Genomic DNA, 23,558 nt, shown 5'->3' on the forward strand with positions numbered 1-23,558 from the left:
GTGGTTGTCCGGATCTGTCGGGACGGTGGAGGGTGGTGGCCGGTGGGTGCGGTCGTCGAGTCGGTGAGCAGCAGTGCGGGGCACACGTTCGGCAAGCCGGTGCGGGAGGGCATCCGGTTGCTGGCGGGGCTGGGTGTGGAGGGGGACGCCCACCTGGGGGTGACGGTCAGGCACCGTTCCCGGGTGGCGGTGGATCCCACGCAGCCCAACCTGCGGCAGGTGCACCTGATCCACGCCGAGCTGTTGGAGGAGCTGGCCGGCGAGGGGTTCGCGGTGGGTCCGGGGGAGCTGGGGGAGAACGTCACCACCCGGGGGATCGACCTGCTGGGGTTGGGCCGGGGGGCGGTGCTGTGCCTGGGGCCCCAGGCGCGGGTGGAGGTGACGGGGTTGCGCAATCCGTGCGTGCAGATCGACGCGTTCTCGCCGGGGCTGTTGAAGAAGGTGGTGGGGCGCGGCCCGGACGGCGAGGTCGTGCGGCGGGCCGGGATCATGGGGATCGTGCTGCGGGGCGGCCGGGTGGAGCCGGGGATGGCGATCGACGTGCTGGCCCCCCGGGGCCCGCACCTGCCGTTGGAGCGTGTCTGAGTCGGCGGTGGTGGCCGCGCCCGGGCGCGGCCACCACCGGGGGTCAGGCCAGGGCGGTGAGCAGGTCGGGGTCGTAGTGGATGTCGATGGCGGTGATACGGCCGTCGGTGACGGTGAACAGCAGGACCGCGGTGGGGCGGTGGTCGGACAGGGACAGGAAGCCGGGGCGGCCGTCGACGCGGACGGGGCGGGCCCCGTGGGCCAGGCGGGAGAAGGTGACGGCCTGGGCGGCGACGGTGTCGGCGCCGCGGGCCAGTGCCGGGACCCCGTGCAGGCGGGCGAAGACGTCGCCGCGGGCGGTCACCTGCGGGTCCAGGACGGTGAGCAGGCCGGTCAGGTCGCCGCCGCGGGCCGCGGTCAGGAACGCCTGCACCACGGTGTCGTGGTGGTCGGTGGCCGTCGCGGTGGTGGCGGGGGCGGGGGTGCCGCGCAGGCGGCGGCGGGCGCGGCTGGCGAGCTGGCGGGTCGCGGCGGGGGTGCGTTCCAGGAGGGGTGCGATGTCGTCGAAGGGGACGGCGAACACGTCGTGCAGGATGAACGCGAGGCGTTCGGCGGGGGTGAGGGCGTCCAGGACCACCAGGAGGGCGGTGCTCACGGCGTCGGCGGTCAGGGCCCGGTGTTCGGGTCCGGGGTCGGGGTCGGCGGGTTCGGTGCCGGGCCGGTCGGCGGGGTCCTCGCGGCGGGCGGTGCGTGAGCGCAGCAGGTCCAGGCAGATGCGGCCGGTGACGGTGGTGAGCCAGCCGGCGGGGTTGTCGATCCGTTCGGTGGTGCGGGCCAGGCGCAGCCAGGTCTCCTGGACGGCGTCCTCGGCCTCGGCGGTGGACCCGAGCATGCGGTGGGCGACGGACAGCAGGAGGGGCCGGTGCTCCTGGAAGAGGGCGGCGCGGGTTTCTTCGGAGGTTTTCTCGTGCATCGGTCACATTCTCGCGGTGGGGTCCGTCGTGGGTTCGACGGTTCACCGGGACGACGTGAGGGGTTCCGGTGGTGTGACAGGAGGGGCCGTGATGGGTGTGCGGGGTCTGGAGTCGGTGGTGCGCGGTCGGGTGCTGGCCGGTGGGGACGCGGGGTTCGGGGCGGCGTCGCGGCCGTGGAACCTGGCGGTGGAGCAGGAGCCGGTGGCGGTGGTGGAGGTCGCCGACGCGGGGGATGTGGCCGCGGTGGTGCGGTGGGCGGGTGAGCGCGGGCTGTCGGTGGCGGCGCAGGCGACGGGGCACGGTGCGACGGGCAGTGCGTCGGGGGCGGTGCTGGTGCGCACGGGGGCGCTGGACGGGGTGGAGGTGGACCCGGTGCGGCGGACGGCGCGGGTGGGGGCCGGGGTGTCGTGGGGGCGGGTGCAGGAGGCGGCGGCGGTGCACGGGTTGACCGGGTTGCCGGGCAGTTCGCCGGGTGTGGGGGTGGTCGGGTACACGCTGGGCGGGGGGTTGGGGTGGTTCGGGCGCCGCCACGGGTGGGCGGCCGACGCGGTGCGTGCCTGGGAGGTGGTGGACGCCGGGGGCGGGCGGGCGCGGGTGAGCGCGCAGTCGGATCCGGACCTGTTCTGGGCGCTGTGCGGCGGTGGCGGTGACGCGGTGGTGGTGACGGGGGTGGAGCTGGAGCTGTTCGGGGCCCCGGAGCTGTACGCGGGTGCGGTGGTGTGGCCCGTGGAGCGGGCGGCGCGGGTGGCTGCGGTGTACGAGGAGGTCCTCGCGGGGGCTCCGGAGGAGTTGTCGGTGTGGTGGAGTCTGCACCGGTTCCCGGGGGCGGAGCCGCTGGTGTCGGTGCAGGCGGCGTTCCTGGGTTCGGCGGCGGTGGGGGAGAAGCTGTTGGCGCCGTTGGTGTCGGTGGGCGGGTCGGTGCGCGACACGCTGGGGGTGCTGCCGTTGACGGGGCTGGGGTCGGTCTCGGGTGATCCGGTGGATCCGACGCCGGGGCTGGCGCGGACGGAGCTGTTGACGGGTGCGGTGGGCGAGTGGAGTGCGGCGTTGGCGGCCGAGCCGCTGGATCCGCTGTTCGGGGTGCAGGTGCGGGGGTTGGGCGGTGCGCTGGCGGGGCCGTCGGCGACGCCGTTCGGGCCGCTGACCGAGCCGTTCTACGCGTACGCGTTCGGGGCGCCGGTGGGTCCGGGCGGGGCGGAGGCGGTGCGGAGCCGGTTGGAGCGGCTGTTCGCGGGGGTGGCGGTGAGCGGGCGCAAGCCGTTGACGGCGCTGGCGGGCGGGGAGCCGTTGGGGCGGGTGTTCTCGCCGGGGGTGCTGGAGCGGTTGGGGCGGATCAAGCGTGAGCGGGATCCGCGCGGTGTGGTGCGGGCGGCCCATCCGGTGCTGGGGTGAGGTGCGGCGGGTGAGGCGGTCGTGGCGCTGGCGGGCGGCCTGGGCCGAGCCCAGGCCCAGGCCGAAGGCGATGTCCTGCCAGGTCATGCCGCGTCCTTTGGCCATGTGGAGCAGGCCCAGTTCGAGGCGGTCGAATTCGGCGCGGGCCAGGGGCAGCAGGGTGAGGGCGGCCATGAGGTCGTCGTGGTCGACGTCGGGTTCGCCGGTGTCGGGTTGGGCGCTGCCGGCGGCCAGGTCGGCGGTGCGGCGCAGGGCGTCCAGGGGGGCCATGGGGCGGGTGTCGGCCTCCCAGCGGATGCGGTCCTCGCCGGTGGCGTGGCGTTGGGTGAGGCGGGTGAGCGCGGGGTAGGTGCGCTGTTTGCGGGCTTTTTCGGGGTCGGGCGGGGTGAGGTCGGGTGTGGTCATGGGTCCAGCATGACGGGACAACCCCACGATGTCAACATAGGGTTTTCAACAATGTGTTCAAGTCAGTGGTGGGCGAGGAAGTCCGCGAAGGTCACCGTGCCCACCGCCCGGTCCGGGGCCAGGTGCTCCCCCGCCCGGTAGGCTGCGAACACCCTCCCCGGCAGGCGCACCGGTACCGTGCGCCGCTCGAGGCCGCGCGAGCGCAGGTAGGCGTCCATGAGGCGGGTGAAGGGCTCCACCGCCGGGCCGCCCATGTCGGCCACCCGGCCCCGCGGCTCCCCCTGGGCCAGCAGCACCAGCCGGGACGCCGCCTCGCGCACCGCGATGGGCTGCACGTCCACGTCCGGCACCGGCGCCGCCGGCAGCAGGGCCGCCCGCGCGCACAGCGACGCCACCAGGTCGTGGAACTGGGTGGTGCGCAGCACCGTCCACCCCAGCCCGGAGGCGGCCAGCGCCCGCTCCACCGTGTACTTGGCGCGGTAGTAGCCCAGCGGGATGCGGTCCACGCCCACGATCGAGATGTAGAGGAGGTGGCCCACCCCGGCCCGGCGCGCCGCACCGATCAGGCGGGCGGCCGCCCGCAGGTCGCCGCCCAGGGGGTCGGTGGCGCAGTGGACCACCGTGTCCACCCCCTCCAGCGCCTCGTCCAGGCCGGTGCCCCGGCGCAGGTCCACCGCGTGGGAGAGCGGGTCGTCGGGGCGCGGGTGCCTGCTGAGCGAGCGCACCCCGTGGCCCGCGCGCCGCAGCCCCTCCACCACCGGCCGCCCCAGGGTCCCGGTGCCCCCGGTGACCAGGATCTCCGCCATCGCCCGCTCCTTTCCCGCCGCCGCTGGCGACGCTAGCACCGCGGCCCCCCGGTGCGGGGGCACCGCGCGGCGAAGGGCCGGAGCCGGGTCGTTAGGGTGCTGGTCAGCGCCGCCCGATCCGGGCCGGCGCCCGCGCACCGAGGAGGAGCATGTCCATCGCCCAGAGCCTGGCCGCCGCGATCGGCGCCGACCAGGTCGTCACCGACCCCGAGATCATGGAGGGCTACGCCCACGACGAGGCCGAGTGGGCGCCCTACGGCACCCCCGCCGCGGTGGTGCGCCCGCGCGACACCGCCGACGTGGCCGCGGTGGTGGCCCTGTGCGCCGAGCACCGCGTGCCGGTGGTGGGGCGCGGGGCCGGGACCGGCCTGTCGGGCGCGGCCAACGCCGTCGACGGCTGGGTCGTGGTCTCCTTCGAGCGCATGGACCGGGTGCTGTCGGTGGACCCGGTCCAGCAGAGCGCCGTCGTCCAGCCGGGGGTGGTCAACGACGACCTGCGCCGCAGGGTCGCCGAGGACGGGCTGTGGTACCCGCCGGACCCGGCCTCGGCCCCCTGGTCGACGATCGGCGGCAACGTGGCCACGAACGCGGGCGGGCTGTGCTGCGTCAAGTACGGGGTGACCCGCGACTACGTGCTGGGCCTGGAGGCGGTGGTGGGCACCGGGCAGGTGGTGCGGCTGGGCCGGTCCACGGCCAAGGGGGTGACCGGCTACGACCTGGCCGGGCTGATGGTGGGCTCGGAGGGCACGCTGGGCCTGGTCACGGAGGTGACCTTGCGGATGCGGCCGCTGCGCACCGGGGTGGAGCACACGGTGGTGGGCTACTTCGACTCCCTCACCGACGCCGGGCGCGCGGTGGCGGCGGTGGCGGCGTCGGGGGTGGTGCCCTCGGCGCTGGAGCTCATCGACCGGTTCTGCCTGCAGGCGGTGGACGAGTGGAAGAACATGGGGCTGTCGGCGGAGGGTGAGGTGCTGCTGCTGGCGCGCAGCGACCAGCCCGGGGCGGCCGGGGAGCAGGAGGCCGACACCATCCTGGGCTGCTTCGAGGCGCAGGGGGCGGCCTACGCGGTGCGCTCCACCGACGCCGAGGAGGCCGAGGCGCTGTTCGCTGCGCGGCGGCTGGCCTACCCGGCGCTGGAGCGGCTGGGGCCGCTGCTGACCGAGGACGTGTGCGTGCCCAAGGCGCAGGTGCCGCACATGCTGGCGCGGATCGAGGAGGCGGCCCGCCGGTTCGACACCCACATCGGCAACATCGCGCACGCCGGGGACGGCAACCTGCACCCGCTGTTCATCGTCCCTGCCGGGGACGAGGCGGCCAAGAAGCGGGCCAAGGAGGCGTTCGAGGTGATCGTGGACGAGGCGCTGGCACTGGGCGGCACGGTGACCGGCGAGCACGGGGTGGGCCTGCTGAAGATGCGCGGGGCCGCCAGGGAGCTGGGCGAGGACGTGGTGGGCATGCACCGGGCGGTCAAGGGCGCCCTGGACCCGGCGGGGATCTTCAACCCCGGCAAGGTGTTCGCCTGACCCGGGGGGTGTGCGGGGACTGTGGCGCCCCCGCACACCCTGTGTGGTCCGACCACTGCGCTGCCCGACCGGGTGCGGGCCGACCGGGTGCGGGCCGGTGCGGCGGGGTCAGATGCCGAACGGTGCGGCGTAGCGGATCGTCCCGGCGGGCGGGGTGTGGGCCGGGTCCAGGGACAGGGCCATGAGGGCCTCGTCCGGGACCTCGATGTCCAGCCCGATCCCGTAGGCCGAGGCGCGCTCGAACCCGAACCGGGGGTAGTAGCCGGGGTGGCCCAGGACGGTGACGAAGCGTTCGCCGCGGGCGCGGGCGGCGTCCAGGACCGCGCGGATGGCGGCCGATCCGGCGCCGGTGCGCTGGTGCTCGGGCAGGACGGCGCACGGCGCCAGGCACAGGGCCGGGGTGTCGCCGATGTGGCAGCGGGTGAGCAGGGCGTAGGCGGCGACGGTGCCCTGGTCGGTGACGGCGACCATGGACAGGCCCTCGATCCAGGCGGGGTCGGCGCGCAGGGCGTCGACCAGGTCGGCCTCGGCGGGGGTGTCGAACGCGGCGGCGTTGACGGCGTGCACGGCGGCGGTGTCGGCGGGGGTCTCGGCGCGGGTGTTCCAGGCGGTGTTCACGGTGGGCCTCGGGTGTGAGGGGGTCCGGTCCCTGCGTGCGCCGGTGGTGTGCGCGGGCGGTGCCGCGGTTCCGGGCGGTGCCGGGTCGGGGACCCCGAAGGTGTGGACGTGGCGGGGTGGTGTGCGCCCGGGGCGTGGGCCCCGCCCGGCTCCTGTGGTCGGTACCGTCGTTCGGAGCGCCGACCACGGTAACACGGGTGGGCGGGGTGGTGCGGGCGATACGGGGGAGGCCGTGGTGGCGGGAGGGGTCGTCCGGGGGGAGTTGCGGCCGGTGGACCTGGCCCGGGCGGTGGGGGTGTCGGCCCAGACGGTGCGCGACTGCGAGGCCTCGGGGGTGCTGCCGCCGGCGCGGCGGACGGGGTCGGGGCAGCGGCGGTTCACCGGGCGCCACCTGGCGGCGCTGGTGGCCTATCGTGCGCTGGCCCCGGGCATGGGGGTGATGGCGGCGGGCGAGGTGCTGCGGGTCCTGCACGCGCGTGGGGCGGACGCGGCGCTGGAGGCGGTGGAGGCGGCCTTCGCCGAGGCGCACCGGGAGCGGGGCGCGGTGCGGGAGGCGGCGCGTGCGCTGGCGGCGGTGGCCGCGGCCGCCGGTGCGGGCGGGCGCGAGGTGCCCGCGGTGCTGGCGGGGGTGCGGGCGCGGGAGGCGGAGGGGCCGTTGCGGATCGGCGGGGTGGCGCGCCTGGTGGGGGTGCGGGCCTCGGCGCTGCGGGTGTGGGAGCGGGCCGGGCTGGTGCGGCCGGTGCGGGATCCGCGGACGGGGTACCGGGTGTACGGGCCCGAGCAGGTGCGCGAGGTGCGGGTGGTGTCGGAGCTGCGGCGCGGCGGGTACGGGCTGGGGCAGATCGCGCCGGTGATGGAGGAGTTGCGGGCCTCGGGCGGCGGGGAGGCGCTGGAGGGGGCGCTGCGCCGCCGCGAGGAGGGGCTGGCCGTCAGGGCCCGCGCCCTGGCGGCGGGGGTGGCGCGCCTGCAGGACTACCTGGACCTGCTGGAGGCCGAGGGGTCCTGACCCGCGGCGGGCCCGGGCGGGGTGTCTCGGCCTTGTGTGTCCAGGCGTTCCTCCAGGCGTTCGATGCGGGCCAGCAGCGGGGTGAGCCGGGCCTCGAGCGCGTCGGCGGGACCCTGCCCGGGGTCGGCGGCCTGCTGGGAGCGCAGGTGGACGTACCCGGCCAGGGCGGCGGTGACCGCGCGGCGGGTGGACCGGGGGTCGGCGCCCAGGGAGCGCAGGGCCGCGCCGCCGGCGCCCTCCTCCTCGGCGACCAGGCCCAGCAGCAGGTGTTCGCAGCCCACGTAGTTGTGCCCCAGGGCGGTGGCCTCGCCCAGGGCGGCCTCCAGGCAGTGGACGGCCGGGGAGCTGAAGGCGGGCGGGGCGCTGGGGCCCTCCTCCTCGGCCGCCTCGTGTCCGGCCAGGGCCGCGGTGAGGGCGGCGGGGGTGATCTCCATGGCCCCCAGCACGTGGAGGGCGAGGTTGCCGCCCTCCTGGACCAGGGCGGCGGCCAGGTCGGCGGTGGTGATGGGGGTTCCGGGGGCCGGGCGGTCGGCGGCCAGGCTCAGCACGGTGCGGGCCCGGGGGGTGAACAGGGGCAGGTGGGCGTCCAGGTCCCGGCCGCGGACGGGGCCGCGCAGGGCCTCGCGGGCGGCGGCCAGGCGGCGCACCGCCTGTTCCAGGGCGCGCTGGCACACGGCCGAGACGGGGATGCGGCTCTCGCGCACCGCCTCGGCGAGGTCCTCGGGGAGGTAGACGTTGACCTTGGGCATCGAAACTCCCTTCGATGGGGGTATGATGTAACCCCTTACATACCCCCACTGGGATCCGGTCCAACCCCCTTGCGGCCCCCAGTGGGGCCCTTCCTTCTCCGGCGGTCCCGCCTGTGGCAGATTGACGCCCATGGACGACGAACTCGACCCGGTGCTGGCGGCGGTGGGGCCGCGGCTGCGCGAGCTGCGCCGCGACCGCGGCATCACCCTGGCCGGCCTGTCGGAGACCACCGGGATCTCGGTGAGCACCCTGTCGCGCCTGGAGTCGGGGCGGCGCCGCCCCACCCTGGAGCTGCTGCTGCCGCTGGCCCGGGTGCACGGGGTGCCGCTGGACGAGCTGGTGGGCGCCGACACCGCCGACCCGCGGGTGCGGCTGCGCCCGTTCACCCGCGACGGCGTCGAGTACCTGCCGCTCTCGCGGACCCCCGGGGGCATCCAGGCGTTCCGCATCACCATCCCCCCGCCCCGCGGGCACGTGGAGGCCGACCAGCGCAGCCACGAGGGCCACGACTGGCTGTACGTGCTGGAGGGGCGGCTGCGGCTGCTGCTGGGGCCGCACGACATGGTCCTCAAGCAGGGGGAGGTCGCCGAGTTCGACACCCGCATCCCGCACGGGTTCCTCAACCCCGGCCCGGGGCCGGTCTCCTATCTGGGCCTGTTCGGGCCCCAGGGCGAGCGCGCCCACGTGCGGGTGCGCCCCACCGAGGGGCGCCGTGAGGACGAGGGGGAACCGCGGGGGCGGTGAGGTGCGTCCGACCCCTCGAGAGCCGTTGGCCGGAAAAGGGGAGGCCCCGATGGGCACCGTCGTCGTGGAGGTCCTCGTCCTGGGGGCGGTGGTCCTGCTGGCCGTCGCCGCCGTCGCCTCCCGGGTGGCGGGGGCCGTGCCCGAGCGCAGGCACCGCGAGCGGCTGGCCGGGTGGGCGCGCGACCACGGCTGGAGTTACGACCGCGAGCGCCCGGAGCTGGTCGACCGGTTCGAGGGGGACCCCTTCGTGGAGGTCCGCTCCAACGCCCGCGCCCGCCACGTGCTGTGCGCCCGGGTGGGCGGGTACCGGGTGATGGCCTATGAGTACTCCTACACCGCCACCCGCGGGCAGGGCCGCGACAGCGCCACCACCGGTCACGTGCACACCGTCGTGGCGGCGGCCCCGCCCGGCCCGGTCCCGGTGCTGGAGGTGCGGGCCCGGGGGGAGGGCGGCCCGGGGCCGTCGGCCGCGGGGGTGCGCGAGGTGCGGGTGGGCGATGCCGCCTTCGACGGGGCCTTCGCGGTCTGGGCGGCCGACGGGGACTTCGCCCGCCGTGTCCTGGACGAGGGGGTGCGCGCCCACCTGCTGGGGGGCGGCGCGGTGCCGGTGCCGTTCCGGTTCTCCCGGACCCATGTGCTGACCTGGCAGGCGGGGGCGCTGGACCCGGGGCGGGCGGCGGAGCGCGCCCGGGCCCTGGTGGATCTGCTGGAGCGGGTGCCCGGGGCGGCCTGGAGCGGCCGCCGCGACGCGGTGGGCTGAACCCCCGGCGGTGCCGGCGTGCGGCGGGCCGGGGTGTGGCGCGGGCCGGGGCCGGGTAGCCGCCCCCGTGAACGTGTGCACCGGCGCAGGTGAGGGGGAGACATGGCACGGGACGACCGCATCGCGGGGGCGAGCGCGTTCGACGACTACGACCGAGTGGCCGTGGTGACGGGTGCCGACAGCGGTATCGGCAGGGCGAGTGCGGTCCGCCTGGCCCGGGACGGCTTCGACGTCGGCGTCACCTACCACAGCGACGAGGAGGGGGTGCGGCGCACCGAGGAGGAGGTGCGCCGGATCGGACGGCGGGTGGCGGTGCGCAGGCACGACCTGGCCGACCCGGTGCGGGGCTCGGAGGCCGTCGCCGACCTGGTCGGGGAGCTGGGCGGGGTGGGCGTCCTGGTGAACAACGCGGGCACCGGTTCGGGCGAGCACCTGCTGGACACCGGCTACGAGCGCTGGCGCGAGGTCCTGTCGGTGGATCTGGACGGGCCCTTCCTGTGCGCGAGGATCGCCGCGGAGCACATGCGCGACGCGGGCCGGGGCGGGCGCATCGTCAACATCACCAGCGTCCACGAGGAGTACCCGCGGGTGACGGCGGGGGCGTACTGCGTGGCCAAGGGCGGGCTGCGGATGCTCACCCGGGTCCTGGCCCTGGAGCTGGGCCTGTACGGCATCACCGCGAACGCGGTGGCTCCGGGGGAGATCGCCACGCCCATGACCGGGCAGCACGAGGAGGAGCCGCGGCTGGACTCGCGCGCCGGGTACCCGCTGCCGCGGCCGGGGCACGCCGACGAGGTGGCCGAGGCGGTGGCGTTCCTGGCCGGGCCCGGGTCGTCCTATGTGACGGGGGCGTCGCTGTTCGTGGACGGGGGGCTGTCCCTGATGGGGCCGCAGGCCGCGGGGGCCCTGGAGGACGCGACCTGGCGCAAGGGCTGAGGCGCCCAGGGGTGTGAGGGACCCCGCCGGGCGGGTAGGCGGTGACCACGGTGCCGCGCGGTGTGCGGCCCGATCCGATGAGCGAAGGGGGAGAGGACCATGGCGGACGTGCTCAGCGGGCGGCGGGTGGCGTTCCTGGCCGCGGACGGTGTGGAGCAGGTCGAGCTGGAGCGGCCGCGCCGGGCGCTGGAGGAGGCCGGGGCCGTCACCGAGCTGCTCTCGTTGAAGGACGGCGAGATCCAGGCGATGAACGGGGACATCGAGCCGGCCGACCGGTTCGCTGTGGACCGGCGGGTGGCCGAGGCGTCGGTACAGGACTACGACGGCCTGGTGCTGCCGGGCGGCACCGTCAATCCCGACAACCTGCGGGCCGACGCCGACGCGGTGCGGTTCGTGCGCGAGTTCGCGGCGACGGGCAGGCCGATCGCGGCGATCTGCCACGGTCCGTGGACGCTGGTGGAGGCCGACCTGGTGCGCGGGCGCACGCTCACGTCGTATCCGAGCATCCGCACCGATGTGCGCAACGCCGGGGGGAACGTGGTGGAGGAGGAGGTGGTCACCGACGGCGGGATCACCACCAGCCGCAATCCGGACGACCTGCCCGCGTTCTGCGAGCGGATCGTGCGGGAGCTGTCCCGGGCCTGAGGGTCCGGGCCCGGGGAGGGGGTGCCCGGGCGGGGGGAAGGTGCGGGGGCGGGGCCCGGTGCGGGCCCCGCCCCCGTGTGCGCCGTGTGCGGGTCAGTCCTGGTCGGAGACCTCGGGGTGGCGGCGCAGGTGGACGATGGCGGTGATCAGGCCGCCCCACAGCAGTGCCATGGAGATGACCATCATGGTGATCGCGCTGGCCGACATCAGTGGCCCTCCTCCTTGTCGTGGACCTGTCCGGTCCCCTCGGTGCGTTCGCGGTCGTGGGCGGCCATCTGGTCGGCGCGCTTCCAGGGCACCAGGGCGATGACGGCGCCGACGACGATGGCGCCGATGGCCACGCCCCACCCGGCGGTGAGCAGGAACCCGGTCGGGTACCCGGCGTAGTTCTCCGTCAGTTCGGTGCGCAGCGCGTCCCACATCATGAAGCCGAGCAGGACCGGGGTGACCACGGCCAGGGTGATGCGCCACCAGCGGCCCAGGCGGATGGAGGACACGCTGTTGGCGTGCTCCTGGAAGGCCGGCAGGCGGCGCAGGACCCATCCGAACACGATGAGCATCACCAGGGCGGCCAGGACGATGCCGTACTGGTTGATGAAGTGGTCGAAGACGTCCAGGTAGTGCAGGCCCTGGTGGGTCGGGAAGATCAGGATCGACACCAGGGCGATCAGGCCGCCGACGATCAGGACCGCCTGGAGGCGGCCCAGGCCGACGCGGTCCTGGACGGCGGAGACGACGACCTCGACGATGCTGATCAGCGAGGTGAGTCCGGCGATGACCAGCGACGCGAAGAACAGCACGCCGAACAGCGCCCCGCCGAAGGGCAGGGTGGAGATGATCTGCGGGAAGGCGATGAAGGCCAGGCCGATGCCGGAGGTGGCGACCTCGTCCACCGCGGTGCCCGCGGCGGTGGCCATGAAGCCCAGGGCGGCGAACACGCCGATGCCGGCCAGCAGCTCGAAGGAGCTGTTGGCGAAGCCGGCGACCATGGCCGAGCCCGTCAGGTCGGCCTTGCGCTTGAGGTAGGAGGCGTAGGTGACCATGATGCCGAAGCCGATGGACAGCGAGAAGAAGATCTGTCCGTAGGCCGCCACCCACACGCTGCCGTCGGCCATGGCGCTCCAGTCGGGGGTGAACAGGGCGTTCAGGCCGGTGGTGGCGCCGTCCAGGGTGAGGGCCTGCACGACCAGGATGAGGAACAGGACCACGAGCAGCGGGATGAAGACCTTGTTGGCCTTCTCGATGCCGTTGCGCACGCCCAGGGCCAGGATGGCCAGGACGACGATCCACACGGCGATGAGCGGCCAGGCAACGGCGGGCACGTAGCCGGTGATCCCGCCGGGGGCCTCGCTCATCTGGAGGTAGTCGCCGAAGAAGAACGCGTTGGGGTCCTCGCCCCAGGCGCCGGTGATGGAGAACCAGACGTAGGAGGAGCTCCAGGCGATGATCGCGCCGTAGTAGATCGCGATGACGAAGCAGATGGCCACCTGCCACCAGCCGATGGCCTCGGTGGGCCGGGAGATCCGCCGGTAGGACAGGGGTGCCGAGGACCGGTACCTGTGGCCGATCGAGTACTCGAGGATGAGCAGCGGGATGCCGGCGGTGAGCAGGGCGACGAGGTAGGGCACCATGAACGCCCCGCCGCCGTTCTCGTAGGCGATGTAGGGGAATCGCCAGATGTTCCCGAGCCCGACGGCGGATCCGATCGCCGCCATCAGGAAGCCCGCGCGCGTCCCCCACTGCTCGCGAGTCTGTTGGGCCATGGTCAGGTCTCCTCATCGTGCCTGTCGTTGCGCGTCCCGCACGCTAGCAGGATTTGGACGAAACGGCATGTTCCAGGACCGGTTGTCGGCTGTTCGTCTTGCCTTTGCGGGGGGTCGGCGCTCGATCGTCCACACCTGGATCGCCTGTGCCGCAGGGGGTGAGCGTTCCTTACGGGCGGTGTTCAGGTGTGCTCACGTTCGGGTGCCGGCCGGGGGGTGCCCCGGCCGGTGCCCGCGGCGGTCCGGTGCCCGCGGCACGGCGGTGCCGCGGGCGTTCGCGCGGGGGAGGGTCCACGGGTCGTTCACACCGCCGACGGTAGCCCGGCCGGGGGCGGTGCGCCCGGAGCGGCGCGGGGTTTCACCAGCGCATGTGCACGTGTTCGGCGAAGCCGGTGAGGCCGTCCACGGAGATCTCGGTGCCGTCGTCGGTGCGGACGGTGCCGGTGTAGTGGCCGAAGCACTGGCGGGTGTCGTTGACCAGGACCCCGGCGTCGGTGCGGTCCAGGCGTCGGTGGAAGGGGGTGAACACCAGGTCGATCCGCCCGGAGGGGGAGCGGATCCACCAGGGCGAGGAGTCGTCGTCGGGGTCGTAGTCCCACTGGAGTTCCTCGCCGACCTTGGTCAGGCGGCCGTCCACGCACAGGGCGTTCTCGGTCAGGCCGGTGCCCCGGGTCCACCGGCCGCCCAGTTGCAGGCCCACGGTGTGGGAGTCGGTGACCCCGGCGGCGGCGCCCCAGTTCCAGAGGGTGTCGTAGGGCCAGATGCCGCGGCCGTGGTCCAGGACGCCCCAGCCGCCGGAGAAGTCCAGGGTGCGCTCGCCCAGGCGGACGGTGCCGTGGGCGGGGCGGGCGGTGTGCTTGGAGGTGTACTGGAAGCGGGTGGGGCTCCAGGGGATGACCACGTTCATGGTCTCGTGCCCCTCTGGCAGGCCGACGGTGAGGTCGGCGTGCAGGCGGCCCCGGGGGGTGTCGCAGGCGAAGCGCAGGCGGTCGCCGTCGGGTCCGGGGGTGATGCGAGCGCGGACCGGTCCCAGGGCGGTGGTGGGTCCGGCGTTGAGGGTGTCGGGCAGGCGCACCCCGTGCCCGAGCGGGCCCAGGTGGCTGCGGCCGGTCTCCACTCCCCCGTATTCCAGCAGGTAGACGGAGGTGAGCGACAGGTAGTCGAGGTCGGCGACGGTGAGGGCGACCAGGTGCGTGGGGGTCAGGACGCACCAGTACTCCCATTTCTTGCGGCGTCCGCGGCCGCGGGGCAGGGCGGTGGTGTGCAGTGGGGTGCGGGACCAGCCCACGGCCCGGGGGTCGAGGCGGCCCCGGGGTGTGCACAGGTCGACGGGGGCGGTGATCTCCCGCTCGTGCGTTGGCATGACCGGCAGCATAGGCGGCGCCGGCCGCGGGCGGTAGGAGCCGTGGGGCCCGTGGCGCCGGGCGGGTGGTGCGGTGCGGCGGAGCCGAAAAGGCGTGGTGCCCGGCGGCGGGTGCGTGCGACGGTGGTGGTGCCGCGGCGCCCCGCCGCGGGTCTTCGGCCCTGGGGAGGTTCCTTTGACGGACGAGGAGTGCCTGTTCTGCGGTATCGCGGCCGGCCGGCTGCCGGCCAGCCCCGTCTACGAGGACGACCTGGTGGTGGCGTTCATGGACCTGTACCCGGTGACGCCGGGGCACGTGCTGGTGGTGCCGCGCGCCCATGTGGTGGGGCTGGGTGGACTGGACGACGCGGTCGGGGCGCGGTTGTGGAGCGTGGCCCGCCGGGTGGGGACGGCCCTGCGCGGCGGCGCGGTGCGGTGCGAGGGGGTGAACCTGTTCCTGGCCGACGGTGAGGCGGCCGGGCAGGAGGTCTTCCATGTGCACCTGCACGTCTTCCCCCGGTTCGCGGGGGACCCCTTCTCGATCCACGCGGTGTGGGAGGAGGCCGACCGGGCGGTGCTGGACGGGCAGGCGGCCCGGCTGCGCGCCCTGGTGCCCCGGGAGTGAGGGTGGGTCAGCGCGGGGCCAGGAAGGCGCGGGCCCCGCGCAGCCGTGTGCGCAGCACGGCGCGGGTGGCGGCGCAGTCCAGGCGCACGTCCAGCGGGCCGGGCGGACCGGAGGCGGCGCGGCGGCCGCGGGGCAGCCGGTCGGGGTCCAGGCCGTCGCGGCGGGCGATGAGCACGCCCAGGTCGTGGCGGCTGAGCGCGTCGGGTCCGGCCAGGTGGTGGACGCCGGCGCGGTCGGAGGCGGCCAGTTCCACCAGGGCGTCGGCCAGGTCGCCGACGTGGACGGGGCAGCGGACGTCGTCGGTGAACAGGGCTCCGGGGCCGCCCGCGGCCAGGTGGTGGACGAACTGTTCGTGGGCGGAGCCGTTGCCGCCGATGATCAGCGAGGTGCGGGCGATGACCGCGTCGGGGTGCAGGGCTTTGACGGCGGTCTCGGCGGCGGCCTTGGCGGCCCCGTAGGGGTTGACGGGGTCGGGGAGGGCGGTCTCGGGGTAGGCGGGGGCGGTGCCGGAGAACACGGCGTCGCTGGAGACGTGGACCAGGCGGGCGCCGGCCGCGGCGGCGGCCAGGGCGGCGTGGGCGGCGCCGTCGGCGGTGACGGCCCAGTCGCCCTGCCGGTAGGCGGTGTTGACGACGGCTTCGGGGCGCACCCGCCGGACCAGGTCGGTGACGGCGTCGCGATCGCGCAGGTCCAGGGCGTGCCAGGCGATGCCCGGGGCGGCGGGGGCGCCGGTGGTGGAGGTGGCGCTCACCTGATGGCCGGCGGCCAGGGCCCGGCGGGCGACCTCGCCGCCCAGGTGGCCGCTGGCGCCCAGGACGAGGAGGGAGGGTGCGGTGGTCATGGACGCACACGGTACCGGGGTGCGGCCGGGCCGGGAGGGCGGGCGCGCGGGTGCGGATGAGTACGGGTGCTCAGGCGGGGTGAGTACGCGTGCGGATGGCGGGAGGCCTGCCGCTGCGTAGCTTCGGGGCATGACCTCCCTCGTCCTCGCGGCCGGGTACGCCGCCGCGGCCCTGCACTTCGTGTTCTTCGCCTGTGTCGTCCTGGGCGGTTTCGCCGCCTGGTGGCGTCCGCGCCTGTTCTGGGTCCACCTGGGGGTGGCCGCCTACGCGCTGGGGATCGTCATCGTGGACTGGCCGTGTTTTCTGACCGAGATCGAGAACTGGTCGCGGGCGGCGACCGGGCGGGCGGTGATGGAGTCGGGGTTCATCGACTTCTACCTGACCGGGACCCTGTACCCGCGCGAGCACCTGATGACGTCGCGGGTGGTGATCGCGGCGGTGGTCGCCTGCTCGTGGGCGGGGGCCTGGTGGCTGGCGCGGCGCCGTGCGGCCCGGGGGCGGGAGCCGTTCGCGGTGGGCGGGGGCGGCTGAGGGCTGCCGGCCCGGCTGTTCAGGCCAGGGCGGCGGGCCGGTCGGGGTCGGCGGGCTCCGCGGGGGCGGGGGGTTCGGGGGTGCCCGGGACTGCGGTCTGGGCGATGAAGGCCCCGGCGACGATGACGGCCGCCCCGAGGATCTGCACGGGTGCCAGGGCCTCGCCGAGCAGGATCCAGGCGAGCACGATGGCGGTGACGACCTCCAGGTAGGCGACGCCTCCGGCGATCTGCGGGGACAGCAGGCGTACGGCGGCGATGCCGGTGAAGTAGGCGATCACGGTGGAGACCAGGCCCAGCCACAGGGCCAGGGACCAGCCGGGCAGCGGCAGCGGGCCCAGGGCGGTGGTGGTGGCGAGCAGTTCCCAGTCCATGGACCAGGGGCGGGCCAGGGGCAGCAGCAGGACGGTGGCGGTGAGGGAGCCGAAGGCGATGACGGCCAGGGGGTCGGCGTCCTGGCCGGTGCGGTCCGACAGCAGGAAGTAGGCGGCCTGGGCGGCGGCCGCGCCCAGGGCCAGGCCGACGCCCACGGCGTCCAGGCGCATGCCCGCCCAGACCTCCAGCAGCAGGACCAGGCCGGTGACGGCCATGATCACGCCGACGACGGCGGCCGGGGGGACCTTGGTGCGGCGTACCAGGCGCAGCCAGACCAGGACCAGGACGGGGCCGAGGAATTCGATGAGCAGGGCGATGCCGACGGGGATGCGGGCGATCGCGGCGAAGTACAGGGCCTGGACCCCGGCCATGGGGAACACGCCGTAGGCGAGGATGAGCAGGGGGCGGCGGGTCAGCAGGCGGCGGTGGCGCACGGCGACGGGCAGCAGCAGGAGGGCGGCCCCGGCCAGGCGCAGCCAGGTGACGTGGACCGGGTCCAGGCCGGCGTCCAGGAGGGGGCGGGCGAAGACGCCCGAGCCGCCGAACGCCAGGGCCGAGGCGAGGGCGAAGGCCAGGCCGGTGGGGCGGTGGCGGGCGGGTGCTGGGGGCACGGGCTCTCCCGGGGCGGCGCGGAAAAGGTGGGATCTTTCGAGGATAGAGGGCGGTGGGAGCGGCCCGTGTCGCCGGGGCGGCCGGTGGGGGTGGTCGGTCAGGCGTTCGGTGCGGTGAGGTCGAGTTCGGCCCAGGCGACGTCGTGCCAGGCGTCGTGCTTGCGGCCGACCCGGTGCATGACGCCGACGTCGGTGAACCCCAGGGCGCGGTGCAGGCCCAGGCTGGCGTCGTTGGGCAGGGTCATGCAGGCGATGGCGCGGGTCATGCCGCGTTCGGCCAGGCGGGGCAGCAGCGCCGAGTACAGGGTGCGCCCGGCGCCGGTGCGGCGCAGGCCGCGGCGGAGGTAGACGCTGACCTCGCAGCAGCGGTCGTAGGCGGCGCGGGTGCGGAAGGTGCCGCCGTAGGCGTAGCCCAGCAGGGTGCCGTCGGCGTCCTCCAGGACGAGCCAGGCGTGGCGGTCCTGGGCGGTGGCGATGCGGGCGGCCATCTCCCGGGTGGTGGGGGGTTCCAGTTCGAAGGTGATGGCGGTGTCGGTGACGTAGGGCGCGTAGATGTCGGCGCAGGCGGCGGCGTCGGCCGGGGTGGCGTCACGGACGGTGTGGAGGGCGGGCATCGCGTTCATAGTGAGGATGCTAAACGAATGTGTTCACTATAGTGAACGCCATGAGCGATGACCTCTCTGTGGCCCTCGCCACCACCCTCCAGCGCCTGCGCTCGGACCGGGGCCTGACCGGCGCCGCCCTGGCCGACCTGTCCGGGGTCTCCCGGACCATGATCAGCCGGATCGAGAACGGCGACGTCCAGCCCACCGCCTCCCTGCTGGGGCGGCTGTCGGCGGCCCTGGGCATCACCCTGTCGGAGCTGATCGCCGACGCCGAGCGCGGCGAGCGCCGGCTGGTCCGGCGCGCCGACCAGCCGGTGTGGACCGACCCCGACACCGGCTACACCCGCCGGGCCGTCTCGCCCGCCTCGGGCGGGCGCCTGGAGCTGGTGGAGGTGCACCTGCCGCCGGGGGCGCGGGTGGCCTTCCCCGCCGAGGCCTACGCCTTCACCCACCACCAGATCTGGGTCCTGGAGGGGTTCCTGGAGTTCACCGAGGGGGAGACCGTGCACGGGTTGGGGGAGGGCGACTGCCTGCGGCTGGGCTCGGCGGCCCCCTGCGAGTTCCACAACCCCGGGCGGGGCGGGTGCCGCTACCTGGTGGCGGTCACCCGCCGCACCCCCTGACCGGGGGCCGGCCTCAGGCCAGCGCCCGGACCAGGCGGGGGCGCTGGTCGGCGAGCCGGTCGCGGCGCCGGTCCCAGCGCTCCCAGCCGCCGGAAGCGGCGTGGGCGCGGACGAACGCCGCGTCGCCCGCGGCGATCCGCCCGGCCACGAACGCCCGGGCCACCTCCAGGTACTCCTCCACCGTCCGCGGCAGCAGGGTCCGGTCGGCGCCGGCCAGGCCGTAGGCGTCGGCGATCACGCGCAGGCGGCGGGCGGTGTCCAGGCCCTCCCAGACCGTCCCGGCCGCGGCCTCGGGGGGCAGGGTGGGCCCCATGTAGTACGCCAGGGCGGCCACGTCCCACAGCGGACGGCCCGGGGCGGCCAGGTCGAAGTCGATGAGGGCGGCCGCCCTGCGCCCGCGGAACACGAGGTTCTCCACGCACGGGTCGTTGTGGCACAGCAGCGGTCCGCCGTGCGGGTCGGCCAGGTCGGCGGGCCAGGGCGCGGCGGTGTCCACGGGGACGCGGGCGGCCGCGTCGTGGTAGCGGCGCAGCAGGCGGGCGGCCGAGGCCAGGACCGCGTCGTCGGCGATCCAGGCGGGGAACGGGGGCAGGGCCACCTCGCCCTCGACGAAGCCCAGCTCCTCCCGGCCGTCGGGGCCCAGCGCCAGCGGGCGGGGCGCGCCGTCGAACCCGGCTCCGGGCAGGGCGCGCACGTGGGGGTGCAGGGCGGCGGCGGTGGCGGGGGCGGTGCGCAGCACCCGGTCGCCGCGGCGGGTGACGGTGTTCATCATGCCGCCGGGCAGGGGGAGGGGGTCGTTCACGGGTCCAGCCTCGCACGGGTCCGGCGGCGGGAAAACCGGTGGCGCCGGGGCCGGGGCGGGGGACAGGATCGGTGGCAGATGGCGAACGAAGGGAGGGCCCATGGCCCGCCGCCGCTCTCCGCAGGAGGAGAAGCTGCTGTCCTACACCCGTGACCGCCGCAACTGGTACGGCGAGAACGACAAGGCCTCGCGCAAGGGCGTCCCCCGCGCCAAGAGCCGGGTCTCGCGCCGCAACCGGCGCGCGGAGGCCATGGCCCTGTCCGGTGGGCGCACCACCGCCGACCTGGACGCGGGCGCCGACGTGCAGGAGCGCGTCGAACGCAACCGGCGCGCCCGCTGGGCCAAGGCCCCCGACGTGCCGTTGGCGACCGAGGTCCTGTACAAGATGGGGCGGCGCTCGGCCAGGGGCGACGGGGCCGCGGACGAACGGGCCGAGCGAGTGCGCTCCCGGCTGCGCGGGGCGCCGCGGCGCCGGTGATCCCCCGCCTCCGGCCGGGCCCGCCGCCCGTGGGCGGGCGGCCGTCCCGCCGGGGCGGTGCGGCGTTCGCCCTGTTTCGGTCTCCGTCCTGCCCGCGGGCGGGGCGGAGGCCGGGGCCGTCGGCCGGGCGGGGTCAGGGCAGCGGTACGGGGACCGGCCGCGACCCCTCGGCCAGCGAGCGGGCGCCGGCCACCCCGACCAGGGAGGCGGCCACCGCCTCGCGCACCCCGACCGGGGGCGGGGTGCCGTGTGCGACCGTGTCGCGGAACCCCCGCAGGATCAGCACCGTGCCCTCCTCCCCCCGGGCGAGGGGGGCGCCGTCCAGCAGCACCGGCGGTGCTGTGAGCTCCTCCTCGTGGGCCGTGCCGTCGTCGCGGGTCCAGCCCTCGCGGCGTACCCGCACCGACCAGGCGCGCTCCCCGGCGGCCCGGACCGATTCGGCGGCGGCCTGGGTGCCGTGCACCGACATCCGGCTCCAGTGGGCGTCGGACTCGCCCTGGAGGAAGCCGTTGCGGGTCAGGGCCAGGGCGCCGGTGGACAGGCGCACCGCCATCACGGCGGCCCGGCGCGGGTCGGCGGTGTCGACGGGGAACGCGGTGACCTCCACCGGCCACGCCCCGGTGACGGCCAGGATCGGCGACAGCGAGTGCGTGCAGTAGGCGGTGGAGGGGATGCGGCCGCGCCAGTGCGCGGGGTCGCCGGTGAGGGCGCGGACGGCCTCCGGTGACATGCCGTGCAGGTAGTCGGCCTCGATGAGGGAGATCCGGCCCAGGGCGCCCTCGTCGGCCAGCCGGCGCAGGACCCGCACGTGCGGGTGCAGGACGTAGTTCTCGGCGAAGGAGTAGGTGGCCTGGGACCTGTCGGCGGCCTCGACCAGGGCGCGCCCCTGTTCGGCGTCGGTGCAGGCGGCGGTCTCCGACAGGACGTGGACGCCGCGTTCGAGGAAGGCCAGGGCGGGTGCGGCGTGGGTGTCGAAGTCGTCGGCCAGGAGCACCCCGTCCAGGTCGGCGTCGAGCAGGTCGCGCCAGTGCCCGCCCAGCGGGACGCCGGGCAGGTGGGCGCGGGCCCGTTCGCGGGCGGCGGGGTCGGTGTCGCACCCGGCCACCACGTCGATGCCGACCCTGCGGGCCCAGCGGGCCAGGTGGAGCCCCTGCCCGAGGCCGACCACCCCCATCCGCACGGGTCGCGCGGACGGTTCCCGCGCGGGGGAGGGGGCGGCTGTTCCGGGGCGGAGAGGGTCTGTCATGGCGCCCATGATGGTGCGGGGCCGGGGCCGGGCGCACGGGGTTTTCCGGGCGGGGTGCGGGCGATGAGGACGGTGGCGCGGGGCGTCCAGCCCAGGGAGGTGTACAGGTGGCGCCCCTGCGGGGAGGCGACCAGCAGGCCGTGGACGGCGCCCGCGCGGCGGGCGTGCCCGGCCAGGGCCGACATCACGGCCGCGCCCAGGCCGCGGCGGCGGTGGTCGGGTTCGGTGGTGATGGAGTCGGCGACGGCGTCGTCGGCCGAGATGCCCATGACCCCGGTGGCGGCCTCCTCGCCCTGGGCGGTGGAGACCCGTACCCGGATCACCGCGCGGGCCCTGCCGACGGTGACGCGGTAGGGGCGGGGCGGGTCCAGGGACGGGTGTTCGTCCAGGTCCGCGGTCATGAGGGTCTCGGTGCCCGGGTCGACCGCCAGGCCGGCCTCCTCCAGCAGCAGCGCGGTCTTGTCGGGCGCGGCGGTGGGCACGGTCAGCCAGTCGGTGTGCTCCGAGGCCAGGACGCGCTCGGCGGCCGCGGCGATGGTGTCGGGGGCGCCGTCGGCGTCGAGCAGGATGTACTCGTCGTGGCGGTGCGCGAACCCGAAGTGCACGCGCAGCGCCCCGTCGGCCTCGGCCGGCTCGGGCAGGGAGCGCGCCGTCCCCCAGCCCCGTTGCCAGCGGCGGACGAGGTCGGGCAGGGGTGCGGCGGGCGGGTTCGGCATCGGTTTCCTCGCGCAGGGCGGGGCCGGTGGGGCCCCTGGGGCTGGTGTCTGCCATTCGACCACACCGGGGGGACCGTCCCGGCCGGTCGGCCGTGGGGTACCCCGGGGGCGGGGGTGCCGGTGGGAGCGTGTGTAACGTCGATGGCACGCCACCGAAACAGCCACGACCCCGTCATGTCGCGGTCGCCCCGCCCGGCGTCGGGGTGCCGCCATCGAGAGGACCGCGTTGCGCATGTCCGACGTCCACGTCACCGGCCTGGCCGACCACCACCCCGCCGTTCGGGCCGCCTACGAGCGGGTGGTGCGCCGCGACCCCGACCAGCCGGAGTTCCGCCAGGCCGTGCTGGAGGTCCTGGAGACCCTCTCCCCGGTGCTGGTCCAGCACCCCGAGTACGTCGAGGCCGGGATCCTGGAGCGCCTGTGCGAGCCCGAGCGCCAGATCGTGTTCCGTGTGCCCTGGCGCGACGACCGCGGCCGTGTGCACGTCAACCGGGGCTTCCGGGTGGAGTTCAACGGCGCGCTGGGCCCCTACAAGGGCGGCCTGCGCTTCCACCCGAGCGTGGACCTGGGCGTGGTGAAGTTCCTGGGCTTCGAGCAGATCTTCAAGAACGCGCTGACGGGGATGAGCATCGGCGGCGGCAAGGGCGGCTCCGACTTCGACCCCAAGGGGCGCTCGGACGCCGAGGTCGAGCGGTTCTGCCAGTCGTTCATGACCGAGCTCTTCCGCCACCTGGGCGAGCACACCGACGTGCCCGCCGGGGACATCGGGGTGGGCGGCCGCGAGATCGGCTACCTGTTCGGCCAGTACCGGCGCCTGGCCAACCGCTGGGAGGCGGGGGTGCTCACCGGCAAGGGCCTGGAGTGGGGCGGCTCGCGGGTGCGCACCGAGGCCACCGGGTACGGGGCGGTGCTGTTCGCCCAGCGGATGCTGGAGCGCCGGGGCCGGTCCCTGGAGGGCGTCCGCGTGGTGGTGTCGGGGTCGGGCAACGTCGCCCTGTACGCGGCGGAGAAGGCGCAGCAGCTGGGGGCCGTGGTGGTGGCCTGCTCCGACTCGGGCGGCTACGTCCTGGACGAGAAGGGCCTGGACCTGGACCTGCTCAAGCAGATCAAGGAGGTGGAGCGGGGCCGGGTCGCCGACTACCCCGCCCGGCGCGGCGGCGCCGCCCGGTACGTGGCGGGCGGCAGTGTGTGGGAGGTGCCGTGCACGGTGGCGCTCCCGTGTGCCACCCAGAACGAGCTGGACGCCGAGGACGCCCGCGCCCTGGTGCGCAACGAGGTGGCGGCGGTCGCGGAGGGCGCGAACATGCCCACCACCCCCGAGGCGGTGCGGGTGCTGCGCGAGGCCGGGGTGCTGTTCGCCCCGGGCAAGGCGGCCAACGCGGGCGGGGTGGCCACCAGTGTGCTGGAGATGCGCCAGAACGCCCGCCGCGAGTCGTGGTCGTTCGAGTACACCGAGGCGGAGCTGGCCCGCATCATGGCCGACGTCCACGACCGCTGCGAGGAGGCGGCCGAGCGCCACGGTGCCCCGGGCGACTACGTGCTGGGGGCCAACGCGGCCGGGTTCGAGCGGGTGGCCGACGCCATGCTCGCCCAGGGGCTCGTCTAGCCGGTGTTCTCGCGCGCCTCCGCCCCGGTGCGGTTCGTGCCCGGCGCCCCGGGCGGCGCGGGAGGGCGTTCGGAGGACGGGCCGTGGCCGGCCGGGTCCGGTGCGGTGGCGGCGCCCTGCCGCCGCACCGCCCGCCCCGGCCGGCGGCCGCGTCCCGCAGGACGCCCCGGAGGTGAAGGTGTCCGCCGGGCCGGGGCGGTGTCGCCGGAGCACGGGGGCGGAGCTCCTAGCCTTCCGCGTCTCCGGGGCCGGTGCGGACGCCGGTGGCGGAGGGCCCCACCCGGGCGGGGCGGTGTCATCGGAACACCGG

General features: G+C 75.6%; 26 protein-coding genes and 1 pseudogene. 13 read left to right on the forward strand and 14 right to left on the reverse strand.

The window, feature by feature from the left end:
• The first annotated feature begins 42 nt into the window (after positions 1 to 42).
• On the forward strand, positions 43 to 585 hold the full coding sequence (locus K1J57_RS24440) for an MOSC domain-containing protein (RefSeq protein WP_220560977.1): 543 nt from the start codon (positions 43 to 45) through the stop codon (positions 583 to 585).
• A gap of 43 nt (positions 586 to 628) precedes the next feature.
• Here the strand turns inward: K1J57_RS24440 and K1J57_RS24445 are convergent, their stop codons facing one another.
• Positions 629 to 1,498 carry a sigma-70 family RNA polymerase sigma factor gene (locus tag K1J57_RS24445; RefSeq protein WP_220560978.1) on the reverse strand — a complete coding sequence of 290 codons (870 nt, stop codon included), beginning with the start codon at positions 1,496 to 1,498 and terminating at the stop codon, positions 629 to 631.
• A 91-nt stretch (positions 1,499 to 1,589) separates the two neighbouring features.
• On the opposite strand from K1J57_RS24445, the gene K1J57_RS24450 reads away from it, so the two are divergent.
• Positions 1,590 to 2,891, forward strand: coding sequence for an FAD-binding oxidoreductase (locus tag K1J57_RS24450; RefSeq protein WP_220560979.1), 1,302 nt, complete (start codon positions 1,590 to 1,592; stop codon positions 2,889 to 2,891).
• 3 nt (positions 2,892 to 2,894) lie between these two features.
• Here the strand turns inward: K1J57_RS24450 and K1J57_RS33675 are convergent.
• Together K1J57_RS33675 and K1J57_RS24455 are read right to left on the reverse strand one after the other, a co-directional pair.
• Positions 2,895 to 3,296, reverse strand: a pseudogene (locus K1J57_RS33675) (DNA-binding protein); the annotation flags it as partial.
• A gap of 62 nt (positions 3,297 to 3,358) precedes the next feature.
• Positions 3,359 to 4,102, reverse strand: a complete 744-nt coding sequence (locus tag K1J57_RS24455) for an SDR family oxidoreductase (protein WP_220560980.1) — start codon at positions 4,100 to 4,102, stop codon at positions 3,359 to 3,361.
• Between the two features lie 149 nt (positions 4,103 to 4,251).
• Between K1J57_RS24455 and K1J57_RS24460 the strand changes: the two genes are divergently transcribed.
• Positions 4,252 to 5,625, forward strand: a complete 1,374-nt coding sequence (locus K1J57_RS24460) for an FAD-binding oxidoreductase (protein ID WP_220560983.1) — start codon at positions 4,252 to 4,254, stop codon at positions 5,623 to 5,625.
• Between the two features lie 108 nt (positions 5,626 to 5,733).
• Here the strand turns inward: K1J57_RS24460 and K1J57_RS24465 are convergent, their stop codons facing one another.
• Entirely contained in the window at positions 5,734 to 6,243 is a 510-nt protein-coding gene (locus tag K1J57_RS24465; protein WP_220560984.1) for a GNAT family N-acetyltransferase, read from the reverse strand.
• 235 nt (positions 6,244 to 6,478) lie between these two features.
• Between K1J57_RS24465 and K1J57_RS24470 the strand changes: the two genes are divergently transcribed.
• The gene (locus K1J57_RS24470) at positions 6,479 to 7,249 is read left to right on the forward strand and encodes a MerR family transcriptional regulator (protein ID WP_220560985.1); all 771 of its coding nucleotides are present in this window, start codon (positions 6,479 to 6,481) and stop codon (positions 7,247 to 7,249) included.
• Here K1J57_RS24470 and K1J57_RS24475 read toward each other — a convergent pair.
• The gene (locus tag K1J57_RS24475) at positions 7,216 to 7,998 is read right to left on the reverse strand and encodes a Clp protease N-terminal domain-containing protein (protein ID WP_220560986.1); all 783 of its coding nucleotides are present in this window, start codon (positions 7,996 to 7,998) and stop codon (positions 7,216 to 7,218) included. The two genes, K1J57_RS24470 and K1J57_RS24475, sit on opposite strands and share 34 nt — an antisense overlap.
• A 130-nt stretch (positions 7,999 to 8,128) precedes the next feature.
• Between K1J57_RS24475 and K1J57_RS24480 the strand changes: the two genes are divergently transcribed.
• The 4 genes from K1J57_RS24480 (at position 8,129) to K1J57_RS24495 (ending at position 11,084) form a co-directional block, all read left to right on the forward strand.
• On the forward strand, positions 8,129 to 8,743 hold the full coding sequence (locus K1J57_RS24480) for a helix-turn-helix domain-containing protein (protein ID WP_220560987.1): 615 nt from the start codon (positions 8,129 to 8,131) through the stop codon (positions 8,741 to 8,743).
• Positions 8,744 to 8,792: 49 nt separating this feature from the next.
• Positions 8,793 to 9,503 carry a hypothetical protein gene (locus K1J57_RS24485; RefSeq protein ID WP_220560988.1) on the forward strand — a complete coding sequence of 237 codons (711 nt, stop codon included), beginning with the start codon at positions 8,793 to 8,795 and terminating at the stop codon, positions 9,501 to 9,503.
• Between the two features lie 102 nt (positions 9,504 to 9,605).
• Positions 9,606 to 10,439 (forward strand): SDR family oxidoreductase, encoded by an 834-nt coding sequence (locus tag K1J57_RS24490; protein ID WP_220560989.1) that lies wholly within the window; start codon positions 9,606 to 9,608, stop codon positions 10,437 to 10,439.
• 99 nt (positions 10,440 to 10,538) lie between these two features.
• On the forward strand, positions 10,539 to 11,084 hold the full coding sequence (locus tag K1J57_RS24495) for a type 1 glutamine amidotransferase domain-containing protein (protein WP_220560990.1): 546 nt from the start codon (positions 10,539 to 10,541) through the stop codon (positions 11,082 to 11,084).
• Between the two features lie 93 nt (positions 11,085 to 11,177).
• Here K1J57_RS24495 and K1J57_RS24500 read toward each other — a convergent pair whose 3' ends face one another.
• The 3 genes from K1J57_RS24500 to K1J57_RS24510 all read right to left on the reverse strand — a co-directional run bounded on the left by K1J57_RS24500 (position 11,178) and on the right by K1J57_RS24510 (position 14,210).
• Positions 11,178 to 11,291: a methionine/alanine import family NSS transporter small subunit gene (locus K1J57_RS24500; RefSeq protein ID WP_220560991.1), complete on the reverse strand. Its 114-nt coding sequence runs from the start codon at positions 11,289 to 11,291 to the stop codon at positions 11,178 to 11,180.
• A complete protein-coding gene (locus K1J57_RS24505; RefSeq protein WP_220560992.1) occupies positions 11,291 to 12,847 on the reverse strand; it encodes a sodium-dependent transporter in 1,557 nt (518 codons plus the stop codon). Before K1J57_RS24505 ends, K1J57_RS24500 begins: the two co-directional genes overlap by 1 nt.
• Before the next feature lie 358 nt (positions 12,848 to 13,205).
• A complete protein-coding gene (locus tag K1J57_RS24510) occupies positions 13,206 to 14,210 on the reverse strand; it encodes a DUF2804 domain-containing protein (protein ID WP_220560993.1) in 1,005 nt (334 codons plus the stop codon).
• Positions 14,211 to 14,385: 175 nt separating this feature from the next.
• Between K1J57_RS24510 and K1J57_RS24515 the strand changes: the two genes are divergently transcribed.
• Positions 14,386 to 14,814 carry an HIT family protein gene (locus K1J57_RS24515; protein ID WP_255646567.1) on the forward strand — a complete coding sequence of 143 codons (429 nt, stop codon included), beginning with the start codon at positions 14,386 to 14,388 and terminating at the stop codon, positions 14,812 to 14,814.
• 7 nt (positions 14,815 to 14,821) lie between these two features.
• Here K1J57_RS24515 and K1J57_RS24520 read toward each other — a convergent pair whose 3' ends face one another.
• Entirely contained in the window at positions 14,822 to 15,655 is an 834-nt protein-coding gene (locus tag K1J57_RS24520; RefSeq protein WP_220560994.1) for a sugar nucleotide-binding protein, read from the reverse strand.
• A 130-nt stretch (positions 15,656 to 15,785) separates the two neighbouring features.
• Here K1J57_RS24520 and K1J57_RS24525 point away from each other — a divergent pair, with 130 nt between their 5' ends.
• Positions 15,786 to 16,187, forward strand: a complete 402-nt coding sequence (locus tag K1J57_RS24525) for a DUF2784 domain-containing protein (protein WP_220560995.1) — start codon at positions 15,786 to 15,788, stop codon at positions 16,185 to 16,187.
• A 19-nt stretch (positions 16,188 to 16,206) separates the two neighbouring features.
• On the opposite strand, the gene K1J57_RS24530 is transcribed toward K1J57_RS24525, so the two are convergent.
• Together K1J57_RS24530 and K1J57_RS24535 are read right to left on the reverse strand one after the other, a co-directional pair.
• The gene (locus K1J57_RS24530; protein ID WP_220560997.1) at positions 16,207 to 17,172 is read right to left on the reverse strand and encodes a DMT family transporter; all 966 of its coding nucleotides are present in this window, start codon (positions 17,170 to 17,172) and stop codon (positions 16,207 to 16,209) included.
• A 98-nt stretch (positions 17,173 to 17,270) separates the two neighbouring features.
• Entirely contained in the window at positions 17,271 to 17,795 is a 525-nt protein-coding gene (locus K1J57_RS24535) for a GNAT family N-acetyltransferase (RefSeq protein WP_220560998.1), read from the reverse strand.
• A 41-nt stretch (positions 17,796 to 17,836) separates the two neighbouring features.
• On the opposite strand from K1J57_RS24535, the gene K1J57_RS24540 reads away from it, so the two are divergent.
• Positions 17,837 to 18,400, forward strand: a complete 564-nt coding sequence (locus K1J57_RS24540; protein WP_220560999.1) for an XRE family transcriptional regulator — start codon at positions 17,837 to 17,839, stop codon at positions 18,398 to 18,400.
• Positions 18,401 to 18,413: 13 nt separating this feature from the next.
• On the opposite strand, the gene K1J57_RS24545 is transcribed toward K1J57_RS24540, so the two are convergent.
• A complete protein-coding gene (locus tag K1J57_RS24545) occupies positions 18,414 to 19,202 on the reverse strand; it encodes a phosphotransferase (RefSeq protein ID WP_338151216.1) in 789 nt (262 codons plus the stop codon).
• Between the two features lie 100 nt (positions 19,203 to 19,302).
• On the opposite strand from K1J57_RS24545, the gene K1J57_RS24550 reads away from it, so the two are divergent.
• Positions 19,303 to 19,680: a hypothetical protein gene (locus K1J57_RS24550; protein ID WP_220561001.1), complete on the forward strand. Its 378-nt coding sequence runs from the start codon at positions 19,303 to 19,305 to the stop codon at positions 19,678 to 19,680.
• A gap of 133 nt (positions 19,681 to 19,813) precedes the next feature.
• On the opposite strand, the gene K1J57_RS24555 is transcribed toward K1J57_RS24550, so the two are convergent.
• Positions 19,814 to 20,926: a Gfo/Idh/MocA family protein gene (locus K1J57_RS24555; RefSeq protein WP_255646568.1), complete on the reverse strand. Its 1,113-nt coding sequence runs from the start codon at positions 20,924 to 20,926 to the stop codon at positions 19,814 to 19,816.
• A complete protein-coding gene (locus K1J57_RS24560) occupies positions 20,923 to 21,642 on the reverse strand; it encodes a GNAT family N-acetyltransferase (RefSeq protein WP_220561002.1) in 720 nt (239 codons plus the stop codon). Before K1J57_RS24560 ends, K1J57_RS24555 begins: the two co-directional genes overlap by 4 nt.
• Before the next feature lie 232 nt (positions 21,643 to 21,874).
• On the opposite strand from K1J57_RS24560, the gene gdhA reads away from it, so the two are divergent.
• Positions 21,875 to 23,248 carry an NADP-specific glutamate dehydrogenase gene (gdhA, locus tag K1J57_RS24565; RefSeq protein ID WP_220561003.1) on the forward strand — a complete coding sequence of 458 codons (1,374 nt, stop codon included), beginning with the start codon at positions 21,875 to 21,877 and terminating at the stop codon, positions 23,246 to 23,248.
• Positions 23,249 to 23,558: the final 310 nt, after the last annotated feature.

This window comes from Nocardiopsis sp. MT53 (genome assembly GCF_019598965.1).
In the GTDB taxonomy this organism is placed as follows: domain Bacteria; phylum Actinomycetota; class Actinomycetes; order Streptosporangiales; family Streptosporangiaceae; genus Nocardiopsis; species Nocardiopsis changdeensis.